This is a genomic window from Marmoricola sp. RAF53 (genome assembly GCF_052114005.1).
Taxonomy (GTDB): Bacteria; Actinomycetota; Actinomycetes; order Propionibacteriales; family Nocardioidaceae; genus Marmoricola.
In genome coordinates, this window is record NZ_JBFRDX010000035.1 from 12,244 (window position 1) to 29,622 (window position 17,379).

Sequence of the window (17,379 nt, forward strand, 5' to 3'; positions counted from 1 at the left end):
ACATGAGTCGCCGTACGGCCGCGGGCCTGCTTGCGCTGGGTCTGATCGCGGCCCTGGTGTTCACGGGCGCCACGCGCCCCGTCGACTTCGTCACCTTCCGCCCCGGCCCGACGATGAACGTGCTCGGCGAGTTCGCCGGCAAGGAGATCATCCAGATCAAGGGACACCCCAGCTATCCCGACGACGGCGAGCTGCGGATGGTCACCGTCTACCAGTCGAGCCCGGACCGGCGGCTGAACCTGATCGAGGTTCTCTCCGGCTGGGCCGACCCCGACGTCGCGGTGGTGCCGCGCAGCGCGGTCTTCAGCGAGCAGGACAACGACAAGACGGTCCGGCAGGAGTCCGCGGCGGAGATGACCTCCTCGCAGGACAACGCGACCGCCGCCGCGCTCGATGCCCTCGACATCCCCTACACCTCGCGGGTCGTGATCACCGAGGTCGCGAAGGACGGCGCCTCGGCCGGGAAGCTCCGCAAGGGCGACGTGATCCTGGCCATCGACGGCAAGACCACCGACCAGGCCACCGACATGGTCCAGCTGATCCGCTCGGCCGAGCCGGGCAAGCCGATCGTGGTCACCTACCGGCGCAACGGCGTGAAGGACGACGTCACGATCACCACCGAGCCGGCTGAGGACGACCCGACCTCGTCGCGGATCAACGTTGGCATCCGGATCGACTTCGTCTTCCCCTTCAAGGTCGACATCCGGCTGCCCGAGACCGTCGGCGGCCCGTCCGCGGGGATGATGTTCGCCCTCTCCGTCTACGACCTGCTCACGCCCGGCTCGATCACCGGCGGCAAGACGATCGCCGGCAGCGGCACGATCACCCCCGAGGGCGTCGTCGGCCCGATCGGCGGGATCGGCCAGAAGATCCCCGGTGCCGAGCGCGACGGGGCCCGGCTGTTCCTGGTCGCCCGGGAGAACTGCGCCGAGGCGGCGCGCTCGCACTACGACAGGTCCAAGATCAGGCTGGTGAAGGTGCACACGCTCGACGACGCGATCAACGCCGTGAAGGCCTGGCGGGCGAACCCGCAGGCGAAGCTCCCGGCGTGTGCGGCATGACCGAGCAGATCGAGCAGGTCGAGCGGCCGGGCTCGCTGGCCGCCGTGGTCCGCGAGATCGAGGCGCACGCCTCGGCCGCCGGCTGGGACGCGCCCGAGCAGCTGTTCGCGCTGGTGTCGACCGCCGACCTGGTCCGCGCCGAGCCCGAGCTCGCCCAGGCCCTCGGACTCGACCCGGCGACCGCCGACGGCGTCACCCCGGTCGAGCAGGAGTCGCTCCCGCCCGGGCAGGCCCTGGAGGACGTGCTCGCCGGGATCGCCTGGCCGGCCGCCGTCGCCGGTGCCGCGGCCGTCGCGGAACGACTCGTCCTCCCGCCCGGCGCCGACGCCGACGTGCCCGAGGACCCGGCCGAGGCCCGCGAGTACGCCGCCCGGCACCCGGACCGCCAGGAGGTCCGGATGGTCGCCGCCGTCCTGCGAACCGGCGAGACGGCGTGTGCGATGCGGCTAAGGTCGCATGACGCCGACGACCTCGTGCTGACCGGGCCGGACCTGGTCCCCCAGCTGCTCACCCTGCTCCACGCCACGCTCGACCCGGAGGACACGCCCGATGAGTGACTTCTTCGCCGACGAACCCGAGCAGGCCGCGCCGGCCCCGCACCCGGGCTCCCGGCGGCGCCGCCCGAGCCCGCTGATCCTCACCCTGGTGGTGATGGCGCTGCTGCTCATCGGCTTCTCCCTCTTCACCGGCATCTGGACCGAGAAGCTCTGGTTCAGCAGCGTCGGGTACGGCGACGTCTTCTCCAAGCTGTTCTGGACCCGGATCGCGATGTTCATCGGCTTCGGGCTGCTCATGGCCGTGATCGTGGCCGGCAACATCTGGATCGCCTTCCGGATCCGTCCGGTGTTCCGGCCGAACTCGCTGGAGCAGGCCAACCTGGACCGCTACCGCGAGGTGATCACCCCGATCCGGAAGCCGGTCCTGATCGGCACCGGCTTGATCTTCGGGGTCTTCGCCGGCGCCTCGGCGGCCGGCCAGTGGCGCACCTTCCTGATGTGGCGGCACCGCGAGTCGTTCGGCAAGACCGACGCGTACTTCCACAAGGACATCGGCTTCTACGTCTTCACGTTGCCGTGGATGCACTGGCTGATCGACTTCCTGATGACCGCCGTCGTCATCGGCCTGATCGCCACCGTGCTGGTGCACTACGTCTACGGCGGCATCCGGCTGCAGTCGCGCACCGACCGGATCTCCGGTCCGGCGCAGGCGCAGATCTCGGTCCTGCTCGGCGTGCTGGTGCTGCTCAAGGGCGCCGACTACTACTTCGACCGCTTCGACCTGACCTCGGACTCGGGCCCGCTCATCACCGGCATGACCTACGCCCGTGACCACGCGATGCTGCCCAGCAAGAACATCCTCATGGTCATCGCGGTCATCTGCGCGCTGCTGTTCTTCGCCAACGTGTTCCGCCGGACCTGGATGCTCCCGAGCGTCGGCCTGGCGCTGTTCGCGCTCTCCGCGATCCTGCTCGGCATGCTCTGGCCCTCGCTGGTCCAGCGCTTCCAGGTGAAGCCCGACGAGCCGGACAAGGAGTCGTCGTACATCGCGAAGAACATCACCGCGACCCGGGAGGCGTTCTCGCTCGACGACAGCACCGTCACCCAGTACGACGCCGTCCCGACGCTGGAGGAGGCCAAGCTGGCCGCCGACGCCGGCTCGCTGCCGGGCATCCGGCTGCTCGACCCGAGCCTGGTCTCGAGCACCTTCGACCAGCTCCAGCAGCTCCGCGGCTACTACAGCGTGCCGACCGTCCTCGACGTCGACCGCTACACGGTCGGCGGCCAGGAGCGCGACATGGTCGTCGCCGCCCGCGAGCTGCACCTGGACGGCCTGCCCGAGGGGCAGAAGAAGTGGGCGAACGAGCACACCGTCTACACCCACGGCTACGGGATGATCGCCGCCTACGGCAACCAGCGCGACGCCAACGACAAGCCGGTCACGAACAACAACGGCGAGCCGGTGTGGGCCGAGAAGGACCTGCCGCCGCAGGGCGTGCTGACCGAGGACAACGCGCCGGACGGCTACCGCAACCAGATCTACTTCGGCGAGAACAGCCCGTCGTACTCGATCGTGGGCAAGGCGCCGAGCGGCAAGGACGTCGAGCTCGACATCCCGCAGGGCTCGGGGGAGCCGGGGTCCTCGCAGACCAGCACCTACACCGGGAAGGACGGCGTCAGCGTCGGGTCGCTGTTCAACCGGCTGCTCTACGCGACCAAGTTCGGTGAGCCGAACTTCGTGCTGTCCTCGCGGGTCAACGAGAACTCGAAGGTGCTCTACGACCGCAGCCCGCGCAAGCGCGTGGAGAAGGTCGCGCCCTGGCTGACCGTCGACAACGACGCGCTGCCGGCCGTGGTGAACGGCAAGATCGTCTGGATCATGGACGGCTACACCACCACCGACAAGTACCCGCTGGCGCAGAAGAAGTCGCTGCAGGAGATGGTCAGCGACTCGATCACGCCGCGGTCGCCGTACGCCACGCTGCCGACGGACAACATCAACTACATGCGCAACGCGGTGAAGGCCACCGTGGACGCGTACGACGGCACCGTGACCCTGTACGCCTGGGACGACAAGGACCCGATTCTCAAGGCCTGGGAGGGCATCTTCCCGGACGTGGTGAAGCCGAAGTCCGCGATCCCCGACGAGCTCCTCCAGCACTTCCGCTACCCCGAGGACCTGTACAAGGTGCAGCGCAACATGCTCGGCGAGTACCACGTCCTCGACCCGAAGACGTTCTACGAGGGCAACGACCGCTGGGAGATCCCGGAGGACCCGAACACCTCGACCCGCACGCAGCCGCCGTACCGGCTCTCGGTCTCGCCGGTCGCGGGCGCGAAGCCGGTGTTCTCGCTGACCTCGGTCTACGTGCCGGCGAAGAAGCAGAACCTGGCCGCGTTCATGTCGGTCGGGGCGGACGCCGCGGACCCCTCCACCTACGGCAAGTTCCAGATCCTGCGCCTGCCGGACACCAACCAGGTGGCCGGCCCGTCGCAGATCGCGAACCAGTTCAGCAACGACCCGAAGGTCGCCGAGCAGCTGCGCATCTTCAAGCAGAACGACGCGAAGGTCGTCTACGGCAACCTGCTCACCCTGCCGCTGGGCGGGGGCATGCTCTACACGCAGCCGCTGTACACGCTGCGCGAGGGCGGGTCCGGCAACTACCCGGTGCTGCGCTACGTGCTGGTCTCCTTCGGTGACGAGGTCGGGATCGGCTCGACGCTCGCGCAAGCCATCCAGGACGTCCTCGGTGAGGTCACCACGCCGGTGACGCCGAACCCGGACGGCGGCGGCACGGGCGGCACCGGCGGCACGGGTGGCACCGGCGGCACCGGCTCGACCCTGCCGAAGGACGCGCTGGTGCTCCTGCAGCAGGCCGACCAGAAGTTCCGGGACGCGGACAAGGCGCTCAAGGCCGGCAACCTGGAGGGCTACGCCTCCCTGATCAACCAGGGGCGGGCGCTCGTCAACCGGGCCCTGGAAGCCGGGCAGAAGACGCCGTCGGCGCAGAGCACGCCGGGGCAGTAGCGGTGCCCCGCCTCCCTGCGGCCCGGATGCCGGCCGCGCCGAGCTCGCCCAGCCAGCAGGAGCGCTACCGGCGGATCCTGGAGGCCGGCGAGATGCTCGGTTCGCGGATGGAGTTCGAGCGCGTCCAGATGCAGGACGTGGCGGCCGAGGCGGGGGTCGCGATCGCGACCCTGTACCGGTACTTCCCGTCCAAGGTGCACCTGTTCGTCGCGATCATGAACCACCAGATCGCCGAGGCCGGCGAGCTCGAGCTTCCGGGCGACCCGGGACCCGACGCGGTCGCCGGGATGCTGGTCAGCTTCGGCCAGGCGATGCTCCGCGGCCGCCGGCTGTCGTTGTCGCTGATGCAGTCCATCAACCTGGCGCAGAGCGTGCCCGGCGCGGACCTGCACTACATGGAGGAGACCTTCCGCGACGTCGTCCTCCGCGCGGCCGGGATCACCGAGCCGTCCGAGGACGACCGGCGCCGGGCCTGGCTCGTCGTGCAGTGCTGGTTCGGCGTCCTGATGATGATGCTCAACGGCCACCGCTCGGTCGAGGAGTCCGACCGCGACGTCCGCCTGGCCTGCGACCTGCTGCTCTCGTGACCGCCCTCACGCACCCCCGATTTGGATCGCCCGGGGGAGCCCGGTAAGGTTCTGTTCACCGACGCGGGGTGGAGCAGCTCGGTAGCTCGCTGGGCTCATAACCCAGAGGTCGCAGGTTCAAATCCTGCCCCCGCTACAAAGAACAAGGCCTGACCTGCGGAAACGCAGATCGGGCCTTGTTGCTATCTGCAGGTGTTCCCCACTTAATCCCCACTAAACCGCGCGTAGTTGTTTCGGAGCCGGCGGAAGGACCATCACGTTGGCCGCGCGGGTCGGCTGGGTCCTACGTCCCAGGTAACCGGCGGTGACGTTGGTATCGGCGTGACCGAGTTGGTTGGCGATCTCAGCAAGGGCGCATCCCTCCGCGTCCATCCACGAGGCCACGGTCCGGCGGAAGGTGTGGGTTCCAGCCCACTGGATTCCCGCTGCCTTGAAGGCCCGCCGCAGGGCCTTGCTCACGTTGTTCCGGTCTCTCGGCAAGCCGGCCTTTGTGGCGAAGTAGGTAATGCCGAACACCAATCCGCTCGTTCCGTGGCGCGCAGCGCGTTCACGCAGCCGGTCGATCAACGGCGCGGGCATGGTGAGAATCCGGTCAGCCTGGGCTGTCTTCGTACCTCGCACGTGGACGGTGCCAGTGCCGAGATCGACGTCCGACCACGACACGCAGTGGAGGGCTTCGGACACCCGGGTGCCCGTTCCGAAGAGGAACGCGGCGAGGTCGCCGATGTCCGCCTTGGCGGTATCGGCGGCCTGCTGAACGGCGCGAATCTCCTCCTCGGTGAAGGCCCTGCGGGTGTCCAGGTGCCGCTTCCCGCAGTCAAAGTCGCAGTCGGAGTCGGTGCACTTCCGGTCGCCAGGGCTTCCCGGCTTCGCGCCGGGTGTCTGGACTCGATGGAGCACGCTGGCGGGAATGGCTCCGCGTCGCTCCGAGAGGCCGAGAATGCCACTCAGCACCTTCTTCGACTGGCGCGCAGCGGTCTCTCCTCGCTCGTCCGCGATTCGCGCAAGCCAGGACTCGATTCGAGCGATGTCGTTGGCGTGCACGACGGTGAGGTTCGCCAGCGCGCTGCCCTTGATGCTGCGCTCCACGTAGCCGGTGTAATCCCGCAGGGTGCTGGGGGCCAGGGGCTTGCCCTTCGTCTTCTCCCGACGCTTCCAGTCGAGCCATACCTCGGCTGCCCGAGCCAGGGTCGTGGTGCTGCTCAGGACGTCGTCACCGCCGCGGTATTCGTCCCGGGCGGCGATGACCTTGTCATGCAGGGCGCGACGAGCCGCAGCCTCCGTCTTGCCGCTCGCGGTCACCTCGCGCCGGGTGTTGTGGTCGTCGCGGAAGTAGCCACGCGCTTGCTTGTGGCCGGCAAGGGTGGGGTGGTCGGCGTAGGTGATCCTGCCGAGGGTGTACGGCGGATTGGTCGGTCGGGCCATGTGAGGTTCGGTCCTTCGTAGGGTCGGATGTTGTTCGTTGCGGACGGAGTTTGCAGGAGTAAGTGGGGAAGAGTCAACAGGGTTCAAACCCCTTTGTGGGTGGGGTATGACCCTCCTGAACGGCGGCGGAGACCGGTGCGTGATAGCCGCTCTAAATCCGCCACGTTCATTAGGTCGATTCGGATAGTGAACTTACTGACGCGCCGGAGGCGCGCGTTGAGCCTTCCCTCTTACTCCTTAGGGGGTGAAGGTGATGAAGAACGGCAAGGCCCGCCGCTCCGCGGCGGCTACGCAGTGGAGTCGGACCGGTTCAGGCTTGTCGCCGTTGCGCTCCGGCTGGCCCGCGCCGAGGGCGCGCCGTGGCTCCTCAAGCGTTTGAGTATTCGCCGAGGCGGGCAGCCGCTACGCGGCGGCTGCCCAGGTCGACGACCCTCGGATTGATCGAAGACCTTGGTACTACCTATAGGTCAACGATTCGCAAAAGTGCAGGTCAGGGCAGGTTTTGGCTTCAGTCAAGGCTAGTCACCAGACTCCGTGCCGGCACGGTCAGCAGGTACCGACTGACCTCTCGACGAGGTGCGTTCGGGTTGAGCCTGACCAGGTAACCCATGCTGAGCAGGGCGGCCAAAGCCTTGTCGGCGTTGGCCTGCTTCAACGTTGCCCCGCGGACTTCCTGCATGCCCTCCAGGAGGCGGCGTCGGGACAGAGGCATCGCGGTGGAACGAAAGGCGCGCCCGCGCTGGGCGATCGCTCGTACGGCGAGCACGGCATCTCGGTACAAGCCTAGGTCGTCCAGAGCGATGCTCTCCCAGGTGTCGATACCGGCCTGATCCATCATGCGGTCACCGGCTTGATCGTGTTCGCGTTCAGGTACGCCTCGATGTCGCTCACTCGGTAGCGCACGGAGTGCCCGATCTTGATGAACGTCGGGCCGACGCCTGCGCACCGCATGTTCGCGAGTCGTCCTTCAGTCGTGCCGAGCAAGTCCGCGACCACTCGTGCTCGCAGGAGGGTGTCGGGGCGGTGTTCAACGTGGTTCATCTTGTCCTTCATCTCGGTCGGTTCAGTTACACACCCGGAGCCAGATGCTGCGGGGTGAGACAAAGGTATGCACGGGTACCGATATGATCGGGAAACCTACCTATTTCGCAGAGGGGGAGGCTTGTGAACGATCCGGTCGCGGTAGCCGCAACGGCTGACGGCTGGGAGTGCGAGTTCCCGTACCACGACCAACGCGCGATCTTGGCTGTCGTGGATCGGCTCGGCGTTCTCACCGTGATTGGGCTTCGTTGGGAGAGCGATGGAGCCGGCGGGCTCACGCCGTCGGTTCTCTCTCGTGCGCCTTACGCTCGATGGATCAGGGCAGCGAAGGATTCGATCGCGGCGCGAAGAACTGCCTCCACGCGGCTGGTGCAACCCACCGACCTACTCCTGCGCCCCTTCCTGGAAGACCGGCGCGGTACCACGGCGCGGACCGAAACCGATTACGCCCAACTGGCAGACGTGTACGTGTCGGCGGGGGGAGCAGCCCGAAGCCTGGCGCAGGACCTCGCTTCCAGATACGGCGGCAGCGTTCAAACTTGGAGGAACCGTCTGACTGTGGCCAAGCGGTACACCGAGGCCATCCATCGCTTCGATGAAGACGACTTGGACGCAGCACCTTTGACCGTGCTCACCGATGAGGCGATGCGCCTCCTCTATGGCGACGATTACCGGGCGGCGTTCGACATTGATGCTGCAATCGAGCGGCAGTTCGCAGGGGCGACGGCCTTCATTCGGCGGCACGAGTCTCCGGAGTCGAGTGGCGATGTGCTGGCAGCCAAGTTGGAGGCTCGTCGTCTAGGCGAGGCACGGCTTAAGCGGAAGTTGGCTGCTGCTCACCGAGTCTTGAGAGACCTGGGGTAGGGGGGCGGCTCCGACGGCTCGGGCCGCGGGGGGAGGGGCCACTCCACCTTCGACCACACGGCTTGCCTGCTCAGGCCCTCGAAACCTGGACGGAGCAAGACGTACCGCCGCTTGCCATTTCGCCCTTGGCCAGACGTGCGCGTCACTATTCTCTGCCCGTCAGACCCAACCGCCGCGAAGGACCCTCATGTTTCTACTCGGACTGATCCCGCTCATCTTCATGGTTCTGGTTGCGGTGCGTCTCCAGCAGATTCGTGACCTGATGTTCCGCCAGAACGAGATTCTGCTCCTACTCGTGGAGGCGGTCGACGACCAGACCGAGACGGTGACTGCTGACCCATCGGGCGTCTAACGCGGAGGATTCCGACCCACGCCTCGAGTGCCGGAGCCCGACCTGGCACAGCACGGTTGGCCGACCTGGTCGCGCCAGTCTCATGCCGAGGGCATCTTTGGCGTTCCGCGACGCCGCCCAGTTCACATCGTTACGGTTCCGCGCATGATCAACAGGCTTGCTATCGCATTGGGTGCCGCGTTCTTGGCTGGCGCAGCGTTCATGCTCTTCGTCCCTTCCTCGACGTGCGGCTCGCTGGTGAGTCCGGACTTCACGGAGGCTCAGACGAGGGAACTGGTCGGAAAGATGAAGTCGCTGTACGACGAGTCAAGCCAGGTCGATGCCTTCGCAGACACGTCTGCTCAGAGCCTTGCGCTCGCTGAGCAAACGGTTGCTTACCACCGGCAATGCGAAGACTTCCGGAGCACCCGGCGGGGTTGGCTCCTTGGGTTCCTCCTCCTCGGCGTGTTGGTACCAATCGGTGTGCTGTACGTAGGGCGACGTCGCCCGAGCGATGGCCCCCACGACCGTGACGACGATCCTGTCCGTTCTGAATCTGACCTTCCATCGGCTCCATAGCGTGAGCGCAGGCAAACCTGCAGATTCGTGATCGTGCCGCCACTCGGCGCACGGGATCGTCGCGGTAGCGAACGGGCTGAGCACCAGCCAGTTGGCCCGATGCTCGGCTCCGCGTGTGAATCGGGGGACCTCAGATTCGAGGACCTGAATCTGGCACGCCTCTTCTCCAAATCGAAAATGTGCCGGTGGTCTCCGACAAGATGGGTACCGATCCGCCCACCTAGATCAAGGAGCACCTGTGAGCAGTCTTGGAAACTTCGTCTGGTCCATCGCGGACCAGTTGCGGGGGGTTTACAAGCCTGCGAAGTACGGGGACGTGATCTTGCCGTTCACGATCCTGCGGCGACTGGATTGCATCATGGAGCCGCACCGTGACCAGATGCGGTCCCTCGCGGCGAAGTACGAGAACCCGGTCCGGCTCGGGATTGAGGTCAAGAAGGCCACCGGCCTGACCTTCTACAACACCTCCCCGTATGACTTCGGAAGCCTCCTGGCGGACTCCGACAGCCTGCGCGTCAACTTGCAGGACTACCTCGACGGGTTCTCCGACCAGATCGACGTCTTCGAACGGTTCAAGTTCGGCAACGAACTCGCGACCCTCGAAGAGAAGGAACGCCTGTTCCTGGTCGTGTCGAAGTTCTCCGAAGTGGACCTGCACCCGAACAAGGTCCTGAACGCGGAGATGGGAGACCTGTTCGAAGAGTTGATCAGGAAGTTCGCGGAAGCGTCCAACGAAGAGGCAGGGGAGCACTACACACCGCGTGACGCGATCCGGCTCATGGTCGATCTGCTCTTTGCGGAGAAGGGCAACGACCTGACTGAGGCCGGAGTGGTACGCACCATCTACGACCCCACCGCAGGCACCGGCGGAATGCTCTCCGTCGCAGAGGAACACCTCCTGGCCCAGAATCCCGACGCCCAGTTGGTTCTCTTCGGGCAGGAAATCAACGACCAGTCTTACGCAATCTGCAAGTCCGACATGATCGCCAAAGGCCAGGACGCCACCAACATCCGTTTGGGCGACACCCTGGCCGAAGACCTCTTCGCAGACCGCAAGTTCGACTTCTGCCTCGCCAACCCTCCCTACGGGGTGGACTGGAAAGCCTCAGAGAAGACTGTAAAGGCCGAACGTGCCGCCACCGGACACCTGGGCCGCTTCGCTCCTGGTCTCCCCGCAGTGTCCGACGGGCAGATGCTGTTCCTCACCCATCTCGCCTCGAAGATGCGCCCCAAGCACGAAGGCGGAGGAAGGGCAGGGATCGTCCTGAACGGCTCGCCGCTGTTTAACGGCGGTGCCGGGTCGGGGCCTTCGGAGATTCGCCGCTGGCTGCTTGAGAACGACCTTGTCGAAGCCATCGTGGCATTGCCGACTGACATGTTCTTCAACACCGGCATCGCGACCTACATCTGGCTCCTCGACAACACCAAGTCCCCGGCACGTCGGGGCAAGGTCCAGTTGATCGACGGCTCCGCGATGGGCACCAAGATGCGCAAGAGCCTCGGTTCTAAGCGCAAGGAACTGGGCGACGGAGCGCGTACCAAGATCGTCACCGTCTACGACCAGTTCGAAGACGCCGACCCGGACATGTCGAAGGTCTTCTCCAACACCGACTTCGGATACTGGACCATCACCGTCGAACGACCCCTCCTCGATGACGAGAGCAACCCGGTCACCGACGGGAAGGGCACCCCTAAGCCCGACTCCAAGAAGCGCGACACCGAGAACATCCCGTTCACGTATGGCGGCAACACCGACGGTGACGCAGGCCGGGACGCCACTATCAAGGCGTACTTCGAAGCCGAGGTCCTCGCGCACGTCCCCGACGCCTGGATCGACCACAAGAAGACCAAGATCGGCTACGAGGTTCCGTTCACCCGACACTTCTACAAGTATGTGCCGCCCAGGCCGCTTGCCGAGATTGACGCCGACCTAGAAGCGCAGGTTGCCAGGATTCTCGAACTACTTCGCGAGGTTGAGGGATGAGCATCGCAATGGGACGACTAGCGGCAGTCAATCCGCCCGTGCCCGAGTTCATGTCGAACCCCGACGTCGAGGTCACGTTCCTGCCGCTCGAGTGCGTTTGGCCGGACGGTCGGGCTGATCTGACTCGTCGAGTGTCCGCGGAGGTGGTAGCCAACGGCTACACCCAGTTTCGGGACGGAGACGTTCTAGTCCCGAAGATCACTCCGACCTTCGAGGCCGGGCGAGTAGTCCCTCTTCGACTTCCGACACCTCTCGGTGCCGGGACGACGGAACTCCATGTACTGCGACCAAATCCAGGGGTCGACGCCAGGTATCTTGCGTACGTATGCAGAAGTCAGCCGTTCTTGCAGGATGGAGCATCCCGTCTGCAAGGTGTTGGAAACCTTCGACGAGTACCTGCGGACTTTCTGTTTCGATACCCAGTCGAAGTAGTTGATCGGGTTCAGCAACGCGCTATCGCTGACTATCTCGACGGCGAGATTGCACAGGTCGACACGCTGATCGGTGAGCAACAGCGACTGATCGACCTGCTGCGTGAACGCCGAAATGCGACTATCACCGCCGCATTGACGGGATGGCCCCTGACACGGCTTCGGCGAATCGTCGATCCGACCCGACCAATGACCTATGGCATCCTGCAACCTGGGGAGCAGGTGGCAGATGGAGTCCCATACTTGCAGCCTGCTGATCTTGCACTCGGAGTCTCGCCGAGTCGCGAATCGCTAGCACGTACAACACCCGAGATTTCGAAGGTCTACGCCAGGTCGCTTGTTCGAGGTGGTGACCATGTAGTTTCGATCGGCCCCGGCTACGGCAAGGTTGCCTACCTCGCTCCTGACCTCGATGGAGTTAACATCTCTCGCGACTGCGTGCGGGTTGCGATTAGGTCAGATGCGGTCGACCCAGACTTCCTGATCTGGGCACTCCGGTCTCGTGGCGTGGCCGACTATTGGGACGAACAGATCACGGGTTCAACATTCCGGCGACTGAACTTGGGCACCCTTGCTAGGACTCCAATCCCACTGCCATCTCTCGAAGAGCAAAAGCGCGTCGTAGCCCAATTGCACGATCAAGTCTCGAGGATTGACGCGCTGGCGGTAGGGAGCGAGCGTCTGATTGCTCTGTCGCGTGAGCGTCGTGCTGCGCTGATCACGGCTGCGGTCACGGGTCAGATCGATGTTGGAATCGAGGTGGCGTGATGGCGACTCACAACGAGATCGAGTTCGAGAAGGAAATCTGCGACTACCTCGCTGCACGCGGTTGGCTGTACTCGGCAAGTGACCAGGGTTATGACCGAGAGCGTGCGCTCGTGCCGTCAGATGTTCTTGGTTGGTTGGAAGAGTCTCAGCCTGAGGCATATGCGAAGGCGGTGAAGCCGGGCGGCGATGTTGCGAAGCAGCAGGCGCAGTTGCTGGACCGTCTGGTGGCATCGCTCGACCTGCCGTTGGAGAACGGTGGCGGCACGTTGAATGTGCTGCGATCCGGTTTCCAGGTGATCGGTGCTGGGCGTTTGTCGATGGCGACGTTCAGGCCGGAGACGACGTTGAATCAGGCCGAGAACGAGAAGTACGCGCAGATGCGCGTGCGTGTGATGCGCCAGGTGCACTTCTCGCCCACCGATGAGCGGTCGATTGACCTGGTGCTGTTCATCAACGGTGTCCCGGTTGCGACGTTGGAGTTGAAGACCGACTTCACGCAGTCCATCGACAATGCGATTGAGCAGTACAAGAAGGACCGCCTCCCTGACGGAACGCACAAGGGCGTGAAGGGCACGAAGCAGCCGCTCCTGGGTTTCGGGAACCGTGCGTTGGTGCACTTTGCTGTTTCGAACTCCGAGGTCTGGATGACCACGAAGTTGGCTGGCCCGAATACCTACTTCTTACCGTTCAACGTCGGACACGACGGCGGCAAGGGCAACCCTTCTGCAACCTACGTCGAGGGCGAACCGGCGACGAGCGCGACCGCCTACCTGTGGGAGCGCGTTCTTGAAAAGGATGCGTGGCTGAACATCATCGGGAAGATGGTGATGGTCGAGACCTCGACCAGCCACGACCCGATCACTGGTGAAGTCAAGAAGAGCACCAACCTGCTGTTCCCGCGATTCCACCAGTGGGAGGTCGTCACCGGACTCACGAAGGCAGTGCTGGAAGAAGGACCAGGCCAGCGTTACCTGATCCAACACTCAGCAGGATCAGGTAAGACCAACTCCATCGCCTGGACTGCCTCGCGATTGGCTCGCCTGCAACAGGAGACGAACGGGGCCTGGGGGAAAGTGTTCGACAAGGTCATCGTGGTCGTTGACCGCAATGTGCTCGATGGACAGTTGCAGGACGCGATCCGCAAAATCGACGGCGTGAAAGACGCAGTTGCCACGATCAATGAAGACGACGTCCGCAAGGCCGGAGCGAAGTCGAAGTCTGATCTGCTGGCGAAGGCTCTGTTGAACCAGCACTCTCACATCATCGCGGTGACGATCCAGACCTTTCCGTTCGCAATGAACGCTGTGCGCGAGAACGCGGGGCTGTCGGGGAAGAGGTTCGCGGTCATCGCGGACGAGGCGCATTCCTCGCAGTCGGGCCAGATCGCTTCGAAGTTGAAGGCTGTCCTGACCGCTGAGGAAATCAAGGACATCGAAGACGGCGGCGAGGTGGACCTCGAATCCGTCCTCGCCAGTGAGACCGCCGAACGGGCCGAGTCGCGCAACATTTCGTACTTCGCTTTTACCGCGACTCCGAAGGCGAAGACTTTGGAGTTGTTCGGGCGCAAGGGTGATGACGGTAAGCCGGTGCCGTTCCACGTCTATTCGATGAAGCAAGCCATTGAGGAGGAGTTCATCCTCGACGTCCTTCGCGGCTATCAGACCTACGACACCGCCTTCAAGATCGCCCAGACTGTTGAGAACGGTACGACCGAGGAAGTCGATCAGTCTGCGGCGACGAAGGGCCTCATGAAGTGGGTGAGACTCCACCCGACCAACATCGCCCAAAAGGTCAAAATTATCGTGGAGCACTTCCACGAAAACGTCGTCCACCTGCTCGACGGTCACGCGAAAGCAATGGTCGTCACCGACTCCCGCAAGGCAGCGGTCCGCTACAAGTTGGCCATCGACGCCTATATCGCCAAGCGACTGGCCGCAGACCCTGCGTATGACTACAGGACCCTGGTGGCGTTCTCAGGGTCCGTAGAAGACTCAGAGACGGGTCCAGAGCCGTTCACTGAGGCCTCGATGAACCCTGGTCTGTTCGACCTCGCGAAAGCGTTCGGCGGCGAGAAGTACAAGGTCATGTTGGTGGCCAACAAGTTCCAGACCGGCTTCGACCAACCTCTGCTGTCAGCGATGTATGTGGACAAGAAGTTGTCCGGCGTGACCGCCGTCCAGACTCTGTCGCGGCTGAACCGCACCTACCGCACACCTGGCGGGGAGAAGAAGTCGAAGACCTTCGTGCTCGACTTCGTGAACAAGGCAGAGGACATCAGGGACGCCTTCGAGCCGTACTTCACTGATGCCTTCGTGGAGACAGAAACCGATCACTACCTGGTGGTCAACATCGCGACGAAACTCGCTCAGTCCGGCATCTACAGCCCTGAGGAAGTCCGCAAGGTCGCGGAAACCTGGCTCACCCGTAAGGGCCACAACGCCCTCATGGCAGCCATCAGCGCGCCGAAGCACGAGTTCGAGGTCCGCTACAAGGCCGCGCTCGACCAGAAGGACAAGGCCTCACAGGACGCTCTCGACACGTTCCGCAAGGACGTCGGAACCTACGTGCGGCTCTACGACTTCATGAGCCAGGTCGTGGACTACGGAGCGGAGTACGAGACCCTCGCAATCTTCCTCAGGCTCCTCGGGCGCGTCATCTCCGAAGAGTCTTGGGCAGCGGAGATTGACCTCTCCGACGTCGCCCTGCAAAGCATCAAGCAGGTCAAGCGCGACCAGACTGACATCAGCCTGACCGGCGACGCTGGCTTGATAGGCGCGACTGGTGCGGGGTCAGCGACCGCGAAGGACCCGAAGATGGTCGCCCTGAGTGAGGTGATCGAGAAACTCAACGACTTGTTCAGCGGCACCGAGTACGCCGAAGCCGACAACCAGTCCTTCATCGAAACGGTCCTTCGACGAATGCTCCTCATCGACAGCGTGAAGCAGCAGATCAAGGTCAACACTTCCAAGCAGTTCTTGGAAAGTCCCGCCCTGAACGACCTGATCCTCGAAGCCATCGCAGACACCCAGGGCGAGCACAACAAGAGGGCTGACTACTTCTTCGGCAACAGCATCGAGATTGACGACGTCATGCGCTCTATCAAGAACACTCTCTACGCCTGGGGCACCGACGGGGCCGTGAACGACTCAACAGCCTGACCGCGCCACGTCAGGCCAGGGAACCGAATCCTCGAGAGGGGACGGACCCCCGGTGTGCGATCCTGACTGCACTGTGAGGAGTCCTACGCCAACGCATCAAGTCGCGGCCAGCGAGACGGGGGCGATTGTCGGAGGCCTAGTGCATAGTTGAACTCGTATGAAGATCAGGCCTCGCAGCACGTGTGTTCGCTGCACAAGGCGGGGCATGGCGTGGAACAGTGAGCACGGCACCACTGTTCAGCCTGTACCGGCAGGTGGCATCGCCTGGCATGAAAGGTGGGACTTGGGATGGCGAACGTCTACGACGTCGCGGAATACATTCTCGAGAAGCGCGGCGAAATGACTGCAATGAAGTTGCAGAAACTCTGCTACTACTCGCACGCTTGGCACCTGGTTTGGGAAGAGCAGCCGCTATTCGCGAACCAGATCGAAGCGTGGGCCAACGGTCCCGTGGTTCGTGATTTGTACCGAGCGCACCGGGGCGAGTTTCGGGTGTCCGAGATGCCGGACTACGTCAAGGCGGATTCAGGCAATCTCACTCACGACGAGACGACCTCTATTGACGCGGTGCTTAGCCACTACGGCGAGATGACCGGTCACCAGTTGAGCGAACTGACTCACTCTGAACGCCCGTGGAGAAACGCGCGCGTGGGGCTAGGTGCCGGAGTACGTAGCGAGACGCCCATTCCCGACGATCAGATTGCGGCGTACTACGACTCGTTGACTTCTAACGCCGATCTGACGTGAGCCGCGGGGGACGAAAGAAGTCCAAGCAGGTTCAGATGGCCGACACGCTGTGGCCGTCTCACAAGTCACCACGCAATGCTCAGCGCGTTACATCTGAGAAGCAACCGAGAAGTCTGGGGATAGACCACGCGGAGCCGTGGCAACGTCAACCGGTCTGGCGTTTCGGTGACCTGGACATCGAACATCCGTCCGCCGTGGGTTCACTTACGCCCGACGATTACGCCCAGGTGTACAAAGCCCTGGGCCAGTACGAGTCGCAGCGATGCTCAGAGATTTGGGCGCAGCATGACAACGGCTGCAAGCGGTACGCCGTTGAAGACGCTCACGCCAACATCACCTCGCGCCTGACGACGCTTGAGCGAGATGACGAGACGGCTGTGCACACCCTGCGCATCAACGGGAAGTTTCGCGTCTACGGCATCCTGCGCGAGCACGTGTTCTACGTGTTGTGGATCGACCGGGAGCATGAGATGTGGCCGAGCGAAAAGCGAAACACCTGACAATGGTCTGTGTGGGGCCAGTTCGTTGATCGATTCGGGCGCGGCTGCTCCCCGGTCGTTCCCCACAAACTCCCCAGGAATGTGGGGAACAGGGGTCATGGGGAGTGAGATGCCAGGTCGTGCATTGAGCGAAATCCACGCTCAGGAGTGACCTCGCTGGACCTGCTGTGATGTGGGCACGGCGTTCCCCAGAGGTCGCAGGTTCAAATCCTGCCCCCGCTACCAACAGAAGGGTCTGCTGCACGGATAGGTGACATCTGATCTGTGGTGCCGAGCGGTGCCGCTGGAAGGATGTGCCCCGTGCCGAAGCCGTTCCCCAAGGAGTTCCGTGACGACGTCGTGAACGTCGCCCGACGCCGTGAGCATGGCGTGACGTTG

13 protein-coding genes and 1 tRNA gene are annotated in these 17,379 nt (G+C 63.9%); 11 read left to right on the plus strand and 3 right to left on the minus strand.

Annotated elements, in window-relative coordinates; all coding sequences use genetic code 11:
• The first annotated feature begins 2 nt into the window (after positions 1-2).
• The 5 genes from AB4Y76_RS20230 to AB4Y76_RS20250 all read left to right on the plus strand — a co-directional run bounded on the left by AB4Y76_RS20230 (position 3) and on the right by AB4Y76_RS20250 (position 5,309).
• Positions 3-1,061, plus strand: a complete 1,059-nt coding sequence (locus AB4Y76_RS20230; RefSeq protein ID WP_441928613.1) for a YlbL family protein — start codon at positions 3-5, stop codon at positions 1,059-1,061.
• Positions 1,058-1,618, plus strand: a complete 561-nt coding sequence (locus tag AB4Y76_RS20235; protein ID WP_441928615.1) for a PPA1309 family protein — start codon at positions 1,058-1,060, stop codon at positions 1,616-1,618. Before AB4Y76_RS20230 ends, AB4Y76_RS20235 begins: the two co-directional genes overlap by 4 nt.
• Complete coding sequence (locus AB4Y76_RS20240; RefSeq protein WP_441928617.1) at positions 1,611-4,586, plus strand: UPF0182 family membrane protein; 2,976 nt, start codon at positions 1,611-1,613, stop codon at positions 4,584-4,586. Before AB4Y76_RS20235 ends, AB4Y76_RS20240 begins: the two co-directional genes overlap by 8 nt.
• Positions 4,587-4,588: 2 nt before the next feature.
• Positions 4,589-5,173 carry a TetR family transcriptional regulator gene (locus tag AB4Y76_RS20245; RefSeq protein WP_441928619.1) on the plus strand — a complete coding sequence of 195 codons (585 nt, stop codon included), beginning with the start codon at positions 4,589-4,591 and terminating at the stop codon, positions 5,171-5,173.
• Positions 5,174-5,235: 62 nt separating this feature from the next.
• Positions 5,236-5,309, plus strand: a tRNA-Met gene (locus tag AB4Y76_RS20250).
• 77 nt (positions 5,310-5,386) lie between these two features.
• Here AB4Y76_RS20250 and AB4Y76_RS20255 read toward each other — a convergent pair.
• The 3 genes from AB4Y76_RS20255 to AB4Y76_RS20265 all read right to left on the minus strand — a co-directional run bounded on the left by AB4Y76_RS20255 (position 5,387) and on the right by AB4Y76_RS20265 (position 7,651).
• Entirely contained in the window at positions 5,387-6,598 is a 1,212-nt protein-coding gene (locus AB4Y76_RS20255) for a tyrosine-type recombinase/integrase (protein ID WP_441928621.1), read from the minus strand.
• Between the two features lie 508 nt (positions 6,599-7,106).
• Complete coding sequence (locus tag AB4Y76_RS20260) at positions 7,107-7,436, minus strand: hypothetical protein (RefSeq protein ID WP_441928623.1); 330 nt, start codon at positions 7,434-7,436, stop codon at positions 7,107-7,109.
• Positions 7,433-7,651, minus strand: coding sequence for a helix-turn-helix transcriptional regulator (locus AB4Y76_RS20265; protein WP_441928625.1), 219 nt, complete (start codon positions 7,649-7,651; stop codon positions 7,433-7,435). The genes AB4Y76_RS20260 and AB4Y76_RS20265 overlap by 4 nt, the downstream gene beginning before the upstream one ends.
• Positions 7,652-7,762: 111 nt before the next feature.
• Between AB4Y76_RS20265 and AB4Y76_RS20270 the strand changes: the two genes are divergently transcribed.
• The 6 genes from AB4Y76_RS20270 (at position 7,763) to AB4Y76_RS20295 (ending at position 17,001) form a co-directional block, all read left to right on the plus strand.
• Positions 7,763-8,503, plus strand: coding sequence for a hypothetical protein (locus tag AB4Y76_RS20270; protein ID WP_441928627.1), 741 nt, complete (start codon positions 7,763-7,765; stop codon positions 8,501-8,503).
• Between the two features lie 1,148 nt (positions 8,504-9,651).
• Positions 9,652-11,397: a type I restriction-modification system subunit M gene (locus AB4Y76_RS20275; protein ID WP_441928629.1), complete on the plus strand. Its 1,746-nt coding sequence runs from the start codon at positions 9,652-9,654 to the stop codon at positions 11,395-11,397.
• Positions 11,394-12,596 (plus strand): restriction endonuclease subunit S, encoded by a 1,203-nt coding sequence (locus AB4Y76_RS20280; protein ID WP_441928631.1) that lies wholly within the window; start codon positions 11,394-11,396, stop codon positions 12,594-12,596. The genes AB4Y76_RS20275 and AB4Y76_RS20280 overlap by 4 nt, the downstream gene beginning before the upstream one ends.
• Complete coding sequence (locus AB4Y76_RS20285) at positions 12,596-15,754, plus strand: type I restriction endonuclease subunit R (protein ID WP_441928633.1); 3,159 nt, start codon at positions 12,596-12,598, stop codon at positions 15,752-15,754. The genes AB4Y76_RS20280 and AB4Y76_RS20285 overlap by 1 nt, the downstream gene beginning before the upstream one ends.
• Positions 15,755-16,042: 288 nt before the next feature.
• A complete protein-coding gene (locus AB4Y76_RS20290) occupies positions 16,043-16,501 on the plus strand; it encodes a Panacea domain-containing protein (protein WP_441928635.1) in 459 nt (152 codons plus the stop codon).
• A 35-nt stretch (positions 16,502-16,536) separates the two neighbouring features.
• A complete protein-coding gene (locus tag AB4Y76_RS20295; protein ID WP_441928637.1) occupies positions 16,537-17,001 on the plus strand; it encodes a hypothetical protein in 465 nt (154 codons plus the stop codon).
• Positions 17,002-17,379 lie beyond the last annotated feature (378 nt).

What these genes read in the sequence shown, in the direction of transcription:
- AB4Y76_RS20230 (WP_441928613.1), top strand. Translation starts at nt 3, where the DNA reads ATGAGTCGCCGTACGGCCGCGGGCCTGCTTGCGCTGGGTCTGATCGCG.
- AB4Y76_RS20235 (WP_441928615.1), top strand. Translation starts at nt 1,058, where the DNA reads ATGACCGAGCAGATCGAGCAGGTCGAGCGGCCGGGCTCGCTGGCCGCC.
- AB4Y76_RS20240 (WP_441928617.1), top strand. Translation starts at nt 1,611, where the DNA reads ATGAGTGACTTCTTCGCCGACGAACCCGAGCAGGCCGCGCCGGCCCCG.
- AB4Y76_RS20255 (WP_441928621.1), bottom strand. Translation starts at nt 6,598, where the DNA reads ATGGCCCGACCGACCAATCCGCCGTACACCCTCGGCAGGATCACCTAC.
- AB4Y76_RS20260 (WP_441928623.1), bottom strand. Translation starts at nt 7,436, where the DNA reads ATGATGGATCAGGCCGGTATCGACACCTGGGAGAGCATCGCTCTGGAC.
- AB4Y76_RS20265 (WP_441928625.1), bottom strand. Translation starts at nt 7,651, where the DNA reads ATGAAGGACAAGATGAACCACGTTGAACACCGCCCCGACACCCTCCTG.
- AB4Y76_RS20280 (WP_441928631.1), top strand. Translation starts at nt 11,394, where the DNA reads ATGAGCATCGCAATGGGACGACTAGCGGCAGTCAATCCGCCCGTGCCC.
- AB4Y76_RS20285 (WP_441928633.1), top strand. Translation starts at nt 12,596, where the DNA reads ATGGCGACTCACAACGAGATCGAGTTCGAGAAGGAAATCTGCGACTAC.
- AB4Y76_RS20290 (WP_441928635.1), top strand. Translation starts at nt 16,043, where the DNA reads ATGGCGAACGTCTACGACGTCGCGGAATACATTCTCGAGAAGCGCGGC.
- AB4Y76_RS20295 (WP_441928637.1), top strand. Translation starts at nt 16,537, where the DNA reads ATGGCCGACACGCTGTGGCCGTCTCACAAGTCACCACGCAATGCTCAG.